We start from the raw sequence: 14,910 nt of genomic DNA, 5'->3' as shown, positions 1-14,910 counted from the left end.
TACGATGCCGGTGACCCCTCCCCACACCCGGAGGGGTCACCGGCATCACACCGCCCCAGGAGTTCGGACCCGATGGCATCCCACACGGCAGGCCCCGCAGGCACGGTCGGCATCAAGGACGTGGCCCGTGCCGCGGGCGTGTCCGTCGGCACGGTCTCCAACGTCATCAACCGCCCCGACTCCGTCGCGGAGAGCACCCGGGCCCGGGTGCTCTCCGCCATCGACCGGCTCGGTTACGTACGCAGCGAATCGGCACGCCAGCTGCGCGCCGGCAGCAGCCGGATGATCTCGCTGCTCGTCCTGGACATGGGCAACCCCTTCTTCGTGGACGTGGCCCGTGGCGCCGAGCGGACCATCCGCGACGCGGGCCTCGGCGTCATGGTCTGCAACAGCGCTCAGGACCCCGCGGAGGAAGCCACCTACCTCTCCCTCTTCGCCGAGCAGCGGGTACGCGGCGTACTCCTCACCCCGGCCGACGCCACCGGACGCAACATCGACGCGTTCCGCCGACACCACATCCCCTTCGTCCTCGTCGACCGGGTCGCGGAGGACAGCGCGGACTGTTCGGTCTCCGTGGACGACGTGGTCGGCGGCGCTCTCGCGGTCCGGCACCTCCTCGACTCCGGGCACCGCGACCTCGCGTACGTCGGCGGACCCGCCAGGATCCGCCAGGTACAGGACCGCCGGGACGGCGCGCACAACGCCCTGGCCGCCGCGGGCCTGCCACCGGAGACGCTGCGCGAGATCCCCACCGAACGCCTCGATGTCGCCGCCGGCCGCGACGCGGGCGCCCGGCTGCTCGGGCTCGCGGACCGGCCGACCGCCGTGTTCTGCGCCAACGACCTGCTCGCCCTGGGCCTGCTTCAGGCCATGTTCGCGGCCGGCGTGAGAGTGCCTGAGGAGGTGGCGATCGTCGGATACGACGACATCGAGTTCGCCGCTGCGGCCGCTGTGCCCCTCACGTCGGTACGCCAGCCCGCCGAGCGGATGGGTGCGATGGCGGCGGGGCTGCTCCTCGACGAACTCCAGGACCCCGGACACCCGCACCAGAGTGTGGTGCTCCAGCCCGAGCTGGTGGTACGCCGCTCCACGCTCACCCCGCCGGGAAAGGCCGAGTGACGTCCGGGGTCCCAGACCCTCCGGGCCCCCACCGGCCGCGAGCCCCGTCTGACCCCGGGCCTCCACGGGGCCCCACTGACCGCGGGCTCCCCGCGCCTCCACGGCCCCCCACTGACCGAGGGCCCCGACTGACCCCAGCCTCCACGCCCCCGGCCCCACAACCCTCCGCGACCACGGACCCCTGCGTACCTCCGCACGCCCCGACGCCACAGCGCTGACGGTCCCGAGAGGCTCACCGCGCTCCTGCTGCCTTGCACTCGAAGCGCTTCGATACCTCTCTGGACAGTACCCGCCGTTCCGTTTAGGGTCGGGGCGCGAGGCACGTACAGGATCCGAAACGAAAAGTCGAAACGCTTCAACCGGTCGTCCCTGGAGAGCCGTATGGTCACCCTCGCCGATGTCGCCCGGCATGCCGGAGTCTCCGCCAGCACGGTGAGCTACGTCCTCAGCGGCAAGCGGTCCATCTCCGCCTCCACCCGCGAGCGCGTCGAATCCAGCATCCAGCACCTCGGCTACCACCCCCACGCCGGCGCCCGCGCTCTCCCCGGCGGGCGTCCCCGCGTCATCGCGCTGATGATGCCGCTGCGCACCGACGTGTACGTGCCCGTGATGATGGAGATCGCCCTGGCCGTCGCCACCACCGTGCGTGCCCGCGGTTACGACATCCTGCTGCTGACCGGTGAGGAGGGCCCCTCCGGCGTACGCCGCATCGAACGCGGTGCGCTGGCGGACGCCGTGATCCTCATGGACGTCGAACTCGACGACGACCGACTGCCCCTCCTTCGCGCCTCCGCCCGCCCCGCAGCCCTCATCGGGATGCCCGCCGACACTTCCCGGCTCCACTGCGTCGATCTCGACTTCGCGGCGGCCGGGGCCCTGTGCGTGGAACATCTCGCCGGACTCGGGCACCGGGACGTCGCCGTGATCGGCGAGGCCTCGGCCGTCTACGCACGCCGTACCGGTTTCGCCGAACGCACCCTCGACGGTCTGCGAACCCGCTCCCGTGAACTCGGCGTACGGCTGCTGCACCTTCCCTGCGAAGGAAGTCGCACCGTCGCTGCCACCCTCACCCGGATCCTTGAGCAACGCCCCGCCACCACCGCCTTCGTCGTCCAGAACGAAGCCGCCACCGAACCCCTGCTCACCCTGCTGCGCCGGCAGCGTCTGGCCGTCCCGGGGAAGGTGTCCGTGATGGCGGTCTGCGCCGAACAGACGGCGGTGCACGCCTCCGTGCCCCTCACCTCCATAGCCGTTCCGGCGCAGAAGATGGGACGTCGCGCGGCCGAACAGGTGATGGCACAGCTCGCGGGGGAGCGGAACGCGGAGGGCGAAGTAGCGCTTTTCGAACCGGAGTTGACCGTACGGAACAGCACCGGGCCTCGGTCGCACGAGACGTCGTAATAGGCACGGGAGGCGAAGCCGGCCGTCGCGTAGTGATTCGCACGGACGTGCACACGGACCCTGACCGGCCGGAACATGACCGGTGGACCCTGGTCCCCTACGCCGCCGACCGCAGCACCGCCACCCCGTGCCGCTCCAGCGTGAGCGTGCCCTGCACCTCCGCACCCGCCAGCAACAGGTCGTGGTGGGTCCCGGGGACGGTGACGGTGGCCGGGAGCAGCCCGTGGTTGAGCAGGAAGAGGAGGTCGCCTCGGCGCACCGCCTCCACTCCCGTCGGCAGCCCTTCCAAGGCAGGGACGACGCCCGCGCTGTCGGCGATCCGCGCCAGCAGCGGTCGCAGCGCTGTCGGTTCCGGGAGGGTGGAGAGGTACCAGGCGCGACCGTTGCGGGTGACGGCGGGCAGGCCGTCGAGTTCGCCACCGCGATAGGAGGCGACGGTTTCGGCCTCGGGGCGGCCCGCGGTCAGCGCGAGTTCGACCTCCTCGGACCACACCGTGCCCAGGAATCCGTCGCAGCCGACGCTCTCGCCGGTCTCCAGCGGCCACCACTCGTGCACGGTGGCGAGGCCGAACAGCTCCCGCAGCCGTGCGTCCATGCCGCCCTCGCGCACCCGGTCCATCTCGTCGGCGACGCCGGTCATGAAGCCGCAGACCAGCGTTCCGCCGCCCTGTACGTACGCCAGGAGATTCTCGACCGCGGAGTCCGTGAGCAGGTAGAGGTGGGGGACGACGACGAGGCGGTAGCTCCTGAGGTCGTGCTCGGGGTGGGCGAAGGACGGGGTGTGTCCGGCCTCCCACAGGGCGCGGTGCCAGGCCCGTAGCACGTCGGTGTAGTCGAGGTGGTCGGAGAGACGGCCGTCCTGCTGGTCGGCCCACCAGGAGTTCCAGTCGTGCAGAATCGCGATCTCCGACCGCACCTGAGTGCCCGTCACCTCGGGTGCCAGTACCGCGAGATCGGCGCCGATGTGCAGTACCTCGTGGTACGAACGGCCCGCTTCCCCGGCGTGGCCGAGCATCCCGGAGTGGAACTTCTCCGCCCCCTGGCGGGACTGCCGCCACTGGAAGTAGCAGACGGCGTCCGCACCGTGGGCTACGGACTGGAGGGACCAGAGCCGGTTCAGACCGCGGGGTTTGGGTCGGCTGACGCCCCCGCTCTTGACCGCGCCCGCCGCCTGCTCCATGACCATCCAGGGGCCACCGCGCGCCTGGGAACGGGTCAGGTCGCCGATCATCGCGTTGTACTGGCCGCCCAGCGGGTCCTTGGTGTCGGGGTAGATGTCCACGGACACGACGTCCTCGTGGGCGGCCCACTTCCAGCCGTCCTGGCCGGTCCACAGCGACATGAAGTTGGTGGTGACCGGCAGGCGGGGGGAGTGGCGGGCCACGATGTCGCGTTCGGCGGTGTAGCACTCCAGCAGCGCGTCGGAGGTGAACCGTTTGAAATCGAGGGTCTGGCCCGGGTTCCTGAGGTACTGGGCGCGGCGCGGCGGAATCACCTCGTCCCACGAGTCGTAGCGCTGGCTCCAGAAGGCGGTACCCCAGGCCGAGTTGAGGGCGTCGAGGGAGCCGTGGCGGTCGTGCAGCCACAGCCGGAAGTGCTGGGCGGTGGTGTCGCACCAGCAGTGCGTGCAGTACTCGTTGTTGATGTGCCACATGGTGAGCGCCGGGTGGCCGCCGTACCGGGCGGCCAGGTCTTCGGTGAGGGCTGCCGCGTAGTGCCGGTACGTCGGTGAGCTGGGGCAGAACTGCTGACGCGAGCCCCACCAGACGACCTCGCCGTTCTCGTCCCGCGGAAGGGTTTCGGGGTGCCGGGTGCCCATCCACGGAGGCGGGGTGGAGGTCGGGGTGGACAGGACGACGCCGATGCCGCTCGCGTGCAGCAGTTCCAGCAGCCGGTCGAGCCAGTCGAATTCTCTGACACCGGGGCGGGGCTCGATGCGCGCCCAGGAGAACACTCCGACGGTGACCGAGTTGACCCCGGCGTTCTTCATCAACCGGACGTCCTCGGCCCAGGTCTCCTCGGGCCACTGCTCTGGGTTGTAGTCGCCGCCGAAGAGGATCCGGCCGCGGGTCGCGTCGTGGAGGGTGGGCATCAGAGAGCGCTCCGAACGAGATACGAGATACGAGATACCAGACGTGGGATACGAGACGCGCGAGACGAGGCAGGGCATACGAGGCCCCGCGGGAGGAGCCCGGCGTGCCGACCCCTCAGCCCTTGACCGCGCCGGTGAGCATGCCCTTTCTGAAATGCTTCTGGACGAAGGGTGAGATCACCGCGACCGGCACCAGGGCCAGCATCATGACGGCCATCTGCACGGACAGCGGCGAGAGCTGATTGGTCTTGATCGCCTGACCGAGCCCGGTGGGCGGCTCCTGCTTCTGGACGATCTGGATCATGACGTTCTGGAGCGGCATCATCGACTGGTCGGACAGATAGAGCGACGCGTTGAACCAGGCGCTCCAGTACCCGACCGCGTAGAACAGGGCGATCACCGCGATCACCGCCCGGGACAACGGCATCACGATCTTCCAGAGGATCCTCAGGTCGCCCGCGCCGTCGATGCGGGCGCTGTCGATGAGTTCGGTCGAGATGTTCATGAAGAAGGCCCGCAGTACCAGGATGTTGAAGATGCTGACCGCGCTGGGAAGGATCAGCGAGAGGTACGAATCGGTCAGGCCGAGCGCCTGCACGAGCAGGTACGTCGGGATCAGTCCGGCCCCGAAGAACATCGTGGCCAGGAGCATCGCCAGTACCCACCGGTGGGCGAGCGACCCGGGCCGCGACAGCCCGTACGCGCACAGCACGGACACCGTCATCGAGAACAGCGTGCCCACGACCGTGATCCCCAGGCTGACCAGGGCGGCCCGCTGGACCTGGCCGCCGCTCAGCAGCTCCTGGTACGCGATGAAGGTCAGGTCGCGGGGAACGACCACCAGCCCACCCGCCTCGGTGATGGTCTTCATCGAGGACAGGCTGGTGACGACCACGATCCACAGCGGGAACAGGACCGCGAGGCAGGCCGCCGTCAGGACGACGGCCTTCGCCGCGAGCCCGGTCCCGGCGGGAGGCTCCTCCCAGACGGGGCGCGGCGGCGCCGACCAGGGGTGGCGTGCGGCGCGTACCGGGGCGCCGGGAGCCGTCCGTACGGAGTCCGGCGGGGTGGCGCGTTCGGTGGTGCTCACTTCTTGTACACCCCCTGCTCGCCCATGAGGTGGGCCACCTTGTTCGCGGTGAGGACCAGCCCGATGCCGACGATGCCCTTGATGAGGCCGGCGGCGGCCGCGTAACCGAAGTCCTGGTTGCGTACGCCGTTCCACCAGACGTACGTGTCGAGCACTTCGGCGGCCTCCGGCCCCACCGCGTCCCGCTGGAGCAGCAGTTGCTCGAAGCCGACGCTGAGCGCGTCGCCCACCCGCAGGACGAGGAGCAGCGCGATCACGGGACGCAGTGCGGGCAGGGTGACGTGCCACATGCGCCGCCAGCGGTTCGCCCCGTCCATCGCGGATGCCTCGTACAGGTCGGGAGGGACGGAGGCGAGCGCGGCGAGGAAGACGATGATTCCCCAGCCCGCGTCCTTCCATACGCCCTCGGCGGTCACCAGGAACTTGAAAATCCCGGGGTCGGTCATCAGGTCGAAGCCCTCGACGCCGTGCTGGCGCAGGGTCTGCGCGATGATGCCCGCGCCGCCGAATATCTGCTGGAAGACGCTGATGACCAGCACCCAGGAGAAGAAGTGCGGCAAATACAGGACGGCTTGGGCGACCGCGCGCACCCGGGGGCGCACCACACTGTTGATGAGCAGGGCGAGCAGGATCGGTATGGGGAAGAACAGCACCAGCTGGAGGAAGAACAGCACCAGGGTGTTCTTCGCCGCGTCCCAGAAGGCCGAGTCCGCGAAGATCCGCTCGAACTGTTCGAACCCGACCCACGGGCTCTCCAGCATCGCGGCGAAGCCGTTGTCGCTGAGGTACGGGTCGTAGTCCTGGAAGGCGACGACGTTACCGAGGACGGGGATGTACTGGAAGACGCCGACGAGCAGCACCGCGGGCGTCACCATCAGCAGCATGACCCGGTCGCGCCGCAGCCGCTCCCGCAGGGAGGGGCGGCGGACAGCGGGGGGCGGCGCGGGGGATTCGCCGGTGGGCTGCGGTGGGGGCGGGGCGGGATGCTTCGCCGGATCCGCGCCCGAGGTGGCCGGCGGCGTCTCCGGCACCGTGCTGTGTGACACGGGTTTCTCTCCTTGCGGGGGCCTTGCGGGGATACGTCGGGCGGGCCGGGGCGGTCGGCGTGCGGTCAGCCCCTTGCAGCCCCCGTGTCGTCGAGCAGCTTGCGGTACCAGTCGCGGAGTTTGTCGCCGCCCTTGCTCTTCCAGTCGGCGACGGCCTGTTGCATGTCGGCGACCTTGCGGCGACCGCGCACGACGTCGTCCTCCAGGGTTTCGAAGTCGGCGTCGAGGGTGGCCCAGCGGTTCGGCTCGGTGACGGTCAACCCGTAGAACGCGCTCTTCCTGGTGAAGGAACCCATCCGCTGCAGCCATTCGAGCTGGCCCTTGGCGACTTCCGGCAGGTCGGGATGGGCGATGAACACGGCGGGGTCGCCGGTGTAGTCGAAGGCGCCGTTGACCTCCAGGTTTCCCTTCTCGGTCTTGACTGCCTCGCCCTTGGTGAGCGTGTAGTGGACTCCCTCGACACCGTACTCGGTGAGCCGGCGCTCCTTGCTGCCGTAGGGCGAGGCACAGAAGTTGGCCAGCGCCAGGAAGTCCTCGACCATCGCCTTCGGTGCGCCCTTGCGGATGAAGGTCCAGATGCTCGCGGGCTGCACCGCGTAAAGCTTCGGGTCCCCGCCGTCGTGGTGGAAGTAGTCCATGGCGCCCATGGCGAACTCCGGGTTTTGCAGGCGCTGTTCGGCGGTCTTCGCGTACCAGTGCGAGATGTCCTGGGTGTAGATCAGCGACTGGCCCGCGGTGAACCGGTTGCCCGCGTCGCCCTGGTTCTTCACCCGTGCGTCCGGGTGGACCACCCCGGAGGCGTACAGCTTGCGCGTCCACTCCAGGGCTTCCAGGAACTGCGGCGTCTCCACCCGGTGGACCAGCTTCCCGTCCACCATGTCCCACATCAGCGCCTTGTCGCCGCCCGACAGGACGCCGAAGATGGAGAACGAAGCCCACTTCATGTCGTCGCAGGCCCACACCTTGGACTTCGCGGCGGTGATGTCCTTGGCGAAGGACAGGAACTCGTCGGCACTCTCCGGTAGTTGGTACCCCTTGGCGTCGAAGATGTCCTTGCGGTAGTACGGCACGATATTGATGACGTTCGACGCGGGCATCGGGACGCCGCGCAGCACCCCGCCGAAGATGGACCGCTGCCAGGCGTCGGTGGGAACCGCCGCGAGGTTGGGGTACTTCTTCACCTTGTCGCCGGAGAGGTACGGACCGAGGTCCTCGAACTTGGCGTTGACGGCGGTGGGTATCTTGCCGGTCAGGTTCCAGGCCGGGATCACCACGACGTCGGGGATGGTGCTGGAGGCCAGGACGGCGCCGAGCTTGTCCGCGTAGACGTTGCCGTCCTGGTTCTGGAAGACGGCCCGCACTCCGGCGGCCTCGTTCACGGCCCGGTAGTACGGGTTGTCGGCGGCGGGCGGGGACCCCCAGAACGGGGCCATGATCTTGAACGTGCTGCCCTTGCCGAGCTTCTCCGGCACGGCCGTCTTGAGGGCCGAGCTGGGAATCGACTGGGTGAAACCGACCGGCGAGCCGTTCTTGGACGGGATGTCCGGGGCCACCAGGTTCAGCGCCACGTAGGTGGGGAGCAGGGCCTTGGCGTTCTTACCGGTGGTGGCGCCCTCCTCTCTCTTTCCGTCCTTCGCGTTGTTGCAGGCGGAGAGGAGCGGGAGTCCGCCGGCGACCGCGACGGCGGCGAGAGCCGAGGAGGAGAGGAAGGTTCTCCTCCTCGGTGACCCTGTGGCCTCCGGTGCCGCAGGGGCGTCCGGGACTCTCGGGGCGGGGGAGGTGTTCGGCGTCATTGCGTCAACCCTTCGTGGCGCACCAGGACGCCCGGTGGTCGGCGGCGGAAGAAGGCCGCACCCGGCGTCGAAGCGCTTCGAATCTGCTGCGAGGCTAGGTCACGGTATACGGCCGCACAAGGGTCGTGTGCAAGATTCCTGACGGCGGTAATTCTGTGGCGACGGCCAACGGCTGCCTTGCCAGTAGGACTTGGAGGGGCGGGATGTCTTGACAGTGGACCCGGGTGCGCACCAGCATCGAAGCGCTTCGAAAAATCCCTGCCCGGTGCAGGTGTCGACCTGGGTGCCGACGCATGCTCCCGGGCACGACCCGACGTTCGTACGTCCGCAGGGGGAACCGTTCGTGACACCTGATTTCCGTGATCCCCGGCTGTCCGACGCCGAGCGCGTCGAAGACCTCCTCGCACGGCTGACGCCCGGCGAACGGGTCGCGCTGCTCCACCAGTTCGCGCCGGCCGTGGCACACGAGGGCGTCGCGGCGTTCCGCACCGGACAGGAAGCCCTGCACGGCGTCGCCTGGATGGGACCCGCCACCGTCTTCCCGCAGGCCGTAGGCCTCGGCGCCACCTGGAACCCCGAACTCGTGCGCCGCGTCGGCCGGGCCGTCGCCGCCGAGATCCGAGCCATGCACGCCAAGGACGGCCGGGTCGGCCTCAACGTCTGGGCCCCCACGGTCAACCTGCTGCGCAACCCCCTGTGGGGGCGCGGCGAGGAGGGCTACTCCGAGGACCCCACGCTGACCACTGCCATCGCCGTCGCCTACACCCGAGGGCTGCGCGGCGACCACCCGCACCGCTGGCGCACCGCCCCTGTCCTCAAGCACTGGCTGGCCCACAACAACGAGACCAACAGGGCGACTTCGTCCGCCTCGGTCAGCCCGCGCGTTCTGCACGAGTACGACCTGCGCGCTTTCAGGGGCGCCGTCGAAGCGGGCGCGGTGGCCGGTGTCATGCCCGCGTACAACCTGGTCAACGGCCGCCCCAACCACGTCTCCCCGTACCTGCGCGAGCACCTGCGCATCTGGACCGACCAGCCGCTCCTCGTGTGCTCCGACGCGGGCGCACCCAGCAACCTCGTCGACTGCGAGCACTACTTCGACACCCACGAGGAAGCGACGGCCGCGTCCCTGCGCGCAGGTGTCGACAGCTTTACGGACCACGGGACCGACTCCACGGTGATCCTCGCCCGCCTGCAGGGTGCGCTGCGGCGCGGCCTTGTCGACCAGGAGGACATCGACGCCGCGGCACGAAGGCACCTCCATCTCCGACTCGCGCTGGGCGAATTCGACCCGGAACCGGAGAGAGACGGCACAGGAGCGGACGACGCCTTGCGCGCCGGGGCCTTCGACACCGACGAACACCGGGCGCTCGCCCTGGAGGCCGCCGAGCAGGCGGCTGTCCTCCTCAAGAACGACGGCGTGCTGCCGCTCGACCCGGCGACCGTGCCCCGCCTGCGGCTCGCAGTCGTGGGCCCACTGGCCGACGAGTGCAAACTCGACTGGTACAGCGGCGCGTTGCTGCACCGGAGCACCCCGCTCGACGGACTGCGGGAGCGCTTCGGTGCGGGGCAGGTGACCTGCGCCGAAGGCGCGGACCGGGTCCGGCTGCGATGTGCCGACGGGCTGCTGCGGGCGCCCGACAGCGGCGACGCGCGGGGCGACGGGCCGCTCGGGGCGGCAGGCTCCCTGGACCCCGCCCTGCTGGCAGGCCGTACGGATCTGCCGCCACTGACCGTGACGGACGACGCCGACGACCCGAACACCGTGTTCACCCTCTCCGACTGGGGCAACGGTGTCCTCACCCTGCGCGCTGCGGACGGCCGCTATCTGTCGGTCGCCGACGACGGCTTCGTGCGCGCCTCCGCGGAACAGCCCGGCGGGTGGGTCGTACAGGAGACATTCCGTCTCGTACACCGGACCGGGGGAAGCGGCACGGACGTCGTTGGTGAGGGGCACGTGGGCGGTCACCTCCTTCGGCACCTCGGAACGGGAGGTCATGTCGTTGTCGCCGCCGACGGCGTCAAGGTTGCCGTCGCGGACGAAAAACCTCCGGGCGAAAACGGCCCACCGGACCCGGGCACGGCCACCGGCCCGGCCGGCGAAGCCACCGGTTCGGACAGCGACCAGCACAACGACGCCACCGGTGGACGGGCCACGGGGGCCGATGCCGCACCGGCCACGGGCACGGTCTTCACCGTGGAGACCGTCGAACACGGCGCGGACGAGGTGGCCCGCGCGGCCTCCGAGGCCGACGTGGTTGTCGTCCTCCTCGGCAACGACCCGCACATCAACGGCCGCGAGACCGAGGACCGCACCACCCTCGGCCTGCCCGAGTCCCAGCACCGGATCTGGCGCGCGGCCCACGCCGCCAACCCCCGCACCGTCCTCGTGCTGGTCTCCTCCTACCCGTACTCCCTGCCCGAAGCGGCCGCCGAACTGCCCGCCGTCCTGTGGACCGCACACGGCGGCCAGGCCGCGGGCACGGCACTCGCCCGCATCCTCGCCGGCGACATCTCCCCGGCGGGACGGCTGCCCCAGACCTGGTACGCCTCCGACGGCGACCTCGCCGACCTGTACGACTACGACATCATCGGCAGCCGGCAGACCTACCTCTACTTCGACGGTGCGCCGCTCTACCCGTTCGGCCACGGCCTGTCGTACACCACGTTCGACTACTCGGACATGACCGTCGAGCGCAGCCAGGACGCCGACGGCCCGCTGCGGCTGCGGGTGGCGTTCACGGTCACCAACACCGGAGCCACGGAGTCCGACGAGGTGGCCCAGCTGTACGTACGGGCCGCCGCGCCTGTCACCGTGCGCCCCCTGCGTGAACTGGCCGGGCACCGCAGGCTGCGCCTGGCGCCCGGTGACTCACGCCGCCTGACGTTCGAGCTCCCGCTGTCCGTCCTCGAATTCTGGAGCGTGGCGCACCACCGCTGGACGCTTGAACCGGGCGTGTACGAGTTCCTGGCCGGAGCGTCCTGCACCGACCTGCGCCAGTCCGTGCCGCTGCGCGTCGAAGGAACACACGAGGGCCCGCGTCCGGTTCTGGAGCGTGGCATCGAGGCCGTCGACTACGACGAGTGCGTCGCCACCGTCATCCTGGACCGCACGAGAACGCGCGGCGACTGCGTCTCGCCCGCGGACCCGGCCGACGACGCCGCGTCCGGCGAACTTCTCTACCGCGACTGCGACTTCGGCCGGCTTCCCGTACTGGACGCGACGCTGACCGTGGCAGGGAGCGGAACCGTCACCCTCTGGGCGCCCGGCCCGGGGGCGGTTCCCGTCACCGTCGACGTCCCGCCCACGGCGGGACCTTACGACTACACCACCCTGCGCACCCGGGTGGAGGCCGAGGGCGTCCGCGACCTGCGGGTGGAAATGCGCGGCCCGCTCAGGCTCGCGCACATCGACTTCTCCGGCTGAGGGTCCGGAGAGGCAGGAGGCCCGGCACCGTTACGCGACACGGTGCCGGGCCTTCCTGCGGTCGTACACGAGATCTGTTTTGTCGGTCCGTTCGTGGTCTGCCCGTTCGTGGTCCGCCGGTTCGTGGTCCGCCGGTTTGTTGTCCGCGGACAACACCGGGGCGGGGTACGAACCGGACGCTCGGGCAAGCGACTTCGCGTACGCGGTCGGACCGGCCGTCGTGGCCGGGGGCGCCTTCGTGATCCTTGACCACCAAGCCGCCCCCCGGCCACCGGGGGCCGCCGCTCCCGCCCCCACGACAGGTGCGGGGCCCGGTCTTCGGGCGTCGGAGGCGCGTGCGACCGCGCTGTTCCGTACACCCTCGCCTGTGCCCCCGACTCGGCTGAGTACGCCCGGAGTCACGTGCGAGGTGTGCGACAGACCGCGCACGGACAGTCCCCGACCCCCGCAGGCCGGATCAGGGGGGCGACAGTCGTCAGCGCGCCGAGAAGCTGTGCACCGTCGACGAGCGGTACGTGCCTCCCGGGCGCAGCACGGTCGACGGGAACTTCGGGTGGTTCGGGGAGTCCGGGAAGTGTTGGGTCTCCAGGCACAGGCCGTCGCCCTGACGGTAGGTGCGCCCGGAGGGCCCGGTCAGTGTGCCGTCCAGGAAGTTGCCCGAGTAGAACTGGACGCCGGGCTCGGTCGTCGAAATGCGCATCGTGCGGCCGGAGCCGGGGTCGCGCAGGGTGGCGAAGTGCTCCGGGCGGGCGGTGATGCCCTTGTCCAGGACCCAGTTGTGGTCGAAGCCCTTCGCCGTGACGAGCTGGGGGTGCGAGGTGCGGATGTCCTTGCCGATGGTCTTCGCCGTACGGAAGTCGAAGGGCGTACCGGCCACTCGGGCCAGCTCGCCCGTGGGTATCAGTCCGGCGTCGGTGGGCGTGAACCTGTTGGCCTTCAGGGTGAGTTCGTGACCGAGGATGTCCCCGCTGCCCTCACCCGCGAGGTTGTAGTAGGCGTGGTTGGTGAGGTTGACGACGGTGGCCCTGTCAGTGGTCGCCGTGTAGTCGATGCGCCAGTCGCCGCGCTCGGTCAGGGTGTAGGTGACCTTCACGCGCAGTGTTCCCGGGTAGCCCATCTCGCCGTCCGGGCTGACCCGGTGGAGGTGCAGGCCCACGGCACGGGAGTCGGCGAACGGCTCCACGTCCCACATCCGCTTGTCGAAGCCCTGCGCTCCGCCGTGCAGGCTGTTCTCGCCGTCGTTGACGGAGAGTTGATGGGTGCGGCCGTCGAGAGTGAAACGGCCGTTCGCTATGCGGTTGCCGTACCGGCCTATCAGCGCGCCGAAGAAGGCGGTGGCGGTCAGGTAGCCGTCGAGGTGGTCGAAACCGAGGGAGACGTTGGTGAGTTCGCCGCGCCGGTCCGGGAGTTCGAGGGACTGGACGATGCCGCCGTAGGAGAGGACCTTGAGGCGGGTGCCGCCGTTCTCCAGGGTCCAGCGGTCGACGCGGGTGCCGTCGGGGAGGGTGCCGAAGGATTCGCGGGTGGGCTTCACGGGGTGCCTGTTCTGCTGGGCGTACGGCTTCGCGTACGCGGTGCCGGCGGTGGCGGCGGTCAGGCCCGCTGCGGCCGCCGCGGCGAGTACCGTTCTCCTGCTTGTGCTCATGTCCATGTGCATGTGCCTTTCCGGAGAGGCGAGTTGGCGCGCAAGGGGGTCAGCGACCGGCCTTGCGCTTGTTCCACACGTCGAAGCCGACCGCGGCGAGCAGCACCAGGCCCTTGATGACCTGCTGGTAGTCGGTGCCGATGCCGACCAGCGACATGCCGTTGTTGAGTACGCCAAGGACGAGGCCTCCGATGACGGCGCCCATCACGGTGCCGACGCCGCCGCTCATGGACGCTCCGCCGATAAAGGCGGCCGCGATCGCTTCGAGTTCGAAGTTGAGGCCGGCCTGCGGGGTGCCCGCGTTGAGTCGTGCCGCGTACACGCAGCCGGCGAGTGCCGCCAGGACGCCCATGTTGACGAAGACCAGGAAGATGACGCGCTTGTCCTTGACGCCGGACAGCTTCGCGGCCGCCTTGTTGCCGCCGAGGGCGTAGACGTGGCGGCCGACGACCGCGTTGCGCATGACGTAACCGAGGCCGATCAGCAGCGCGCACATGATGAGCATCACGACGGGGACGCCGTGGAAGCTGGCCAGGGTGAGCGTGAACGCGATCACGGCGGCGGCGATCGCCACGCACTTGGTGATCCACAGGCCCTTCGGCACCGCCTCCAGGTCGTACGCCATCTGACGCTTGCGGTCGCGTACTTCGCGCAGGATCAGAACGACGAGCACGACCGCGCCGAGCAGCAGCGTCGGGTTGTGGTACTGGGTGTACGGGCCCATCTCGGGGATGAAGCCCTTGGCGATGTTCTGGAAGCCCTCGGGGAACGGGGCCAGCGACTGCCCCTCCAGCACGATCTGCGTCAGACCGCGGAAGAGCAGCATTCCGGCCAGCGTCACGATGAACGACGGGATGCCGAGGTACGCGATGAAGTACCCCTGCCAGGCCCCGGCGACCGCTCCGATGAGCAGTGACAGGACCAGGGCTAGGACCCACGGCATGTCGTGCTTGACCATCATCACGGCGGACATCGCGCCGACGAAGGCGACCAGCGAGCCCACCGACAGGTCGATGTGCCCGGCGATGATGACGATCATCATGCCGATCGCCAGGATGAGGATGTAGCCGTTCTGCTGTATCAGGTTGGAGACGTTGTTGGGCAGCAGGAGGGTGCCGTCGGTCCAGATCTGGAAGAGGACGACGATGAACAGGAGGGCGACGAGCATGCCGTACTGGCGCATGTTTGCGCGCATGCTGTTCAGGAGCGCGGCGACGGCCGAGGGGCGGGCGTCCGCGGGCTCGTCGGGTGCGTCCTTGCGGAGTGGTGGTGTGGCGGTGGTCATGGCGGGGCCTCAGCT

The 14,910-nt window shown here is 69.7% G+C and carries 9 protein-coding genes; 3 read left to right on the top strand and 6 right to left on the bottom strand.

The window, feature by feature from the left end:
- Positions 1 to 72: 72 nt before the first annotated feature.
- Both HNQ79_RS26880 and HNQ79_RS26875 read left to right on the top strand, forming a co-directional pair.
- Positions 73 to 1,119 (top strand): LacI family DNA-binding transcriptional regulator, encoded by a 1,047-nt coding sequence (locus HNQ79_RS26880; RefSeq protein WP_185035453.1) that lies wholly within the window; start codon positions 73 to 75, stop codon positions 1,117 to 1,119.
- A 381-nt stretch (positions 1,120 to 1,500) separates the two neighbouring features.
- The gene (locus tag HNQ79_RS26875; RefSeq protein ID WP_185035452.1) at positions 1,501 to 2,520 is read left to right on the top strand and encodes a LacI family DNA-binding transcriptional regulator; all 1,020 of its coding nucleotides are present in this window, start codon (positions 1,501 to 1,503) and stop codon (positions 2,518 to 2,520) included.
- 97 nt (positions 2,521 to 2,617) lie between these two features.
- Here the strand turns inward: HNQ79_RS26875 and HNQ79_RS26870 are convergent, their stop codons facing one another.
- From HNQ79_RS26870 to HNQ79_RS26855, 4 genes are all read right to left on the bottom strand, one after another.
- On the bottom strand, positions 2,618 to 4,612 hold the full coding sequence (locus tag HNQ79_RS26870; protein WP_185035451.1) for a beta-galactosidase: 1,995 nt from the start codon (positions 4,610 to 4,612) through the stop codon (positions 2,618 to 2,620).
- Between the two features lie 115 nt (positions 4,613 to 4,727).
- Positions 4,728 to 5,702, bottom strand: a complete 975-nt coding sequence (locus HNQ79_RS26865; RefSeq protein ID WP_185035450.1) for a carbohydrate ABC transporter permease — start codon at positions 5,700 to 5,702, stop codon at positions 4,728 to 4,730.
- On the bottom strand, positions 5,699 to 6,748 hold the full coding sequence (locus HNQ79_RS26860; protein WP_229923437.1) for an ABC transporter permease: 1,050 nt from the start codon (positions 6,746 to 6,748) through the stop codon (positions 5,699 to 5,701). Before HNQ79_RS26860 ends, HNQ79_RS26865 begins: the two co-directional genes overlap by 4 nt.
- A 65-nt stretch (positions 6,749 to 6,813) precedes the next feature.
- Positions 6,814 to 8,541, bottom strand: coding sequence for an extracellular solute-binding protein (locus HNQ79_RS26855; RefSeq protein ID WP_185035449.1), 1,728 nt, complete (start codon positions 8,539 to 8,541; stop codon positions 6,814 to 6,816).
- A gap of 343 nt (positions 8,542 to 8,884) precedes the next feature.
- Here HNQ79_RS26855 and HNQ79_RS26850 point away from each other — a divergent pair, with 343 nt between their 5' ends.
- Positions 8,885 to 11,965: a glycoside hydrolase family 3 C-terminal domain-containing protein gene (locus HNQ79_RS26850; protein WP_185035448.1), complete on the top strand. Its 3,081-nt coding sequence runs from the start codon at positions 8,885 to 8,887 to the stop codon at positions 11,963 to 11,965.
- 475 nt (positions 11,966 to 12,440) lie between these two features.
- Here the strand turns inward: HNQ79_RS26850 and HNQ79_RS26845 are convergent, their stop codons facing one another.
- Together HNQ79_RS26845 and mmsB are read right to left on the bottom strand one after the other, a co-directional pair.
- Positions 12,441 to 13,610, bottom strand: coding sequence for an aldose epimerase family protein (locus HNQ79_RS26845; RefSeq protein ID WP_185035447.1), 1,170 nt, complete (start codon positions 13,608 to 13,610; stop codon positions 12,441 to 12,443).
- A gap of 49 nt (positions 13,611 to 13,659) precedes the next feature.
- Positions 13,660 to 14,895 (bottom strand): multiple monosaccharide ABC transporter permease, encoded by a 1,236-nt coding sequence (gene mmsB / locus HNQ79_RS26840; RefSeq protein ID WP_185035446.1) that lies wholly within the window; start codon positions 14,893 to 14,895, stop codon positions 13,660 to 13,662.
- Between the last annotated feature and the right edge of the window lie 15 nt (positions 14,896 to 14,910).

Origin of the sequence: Streptomyces candidus (assembly GCF_014207445.1) — a bacterium.
Taxonomy (GTDB): Bacteria; Actinomycetota; Actinomycetes; order Streptomycetales; family Streptomycetaceae; genus Streptomyces; species Streptomyces candidus.
Note: the sequence above shows the minus strand (reverse complement) of the source record. Positions and strands in the feature narration are given on the sequence as shown.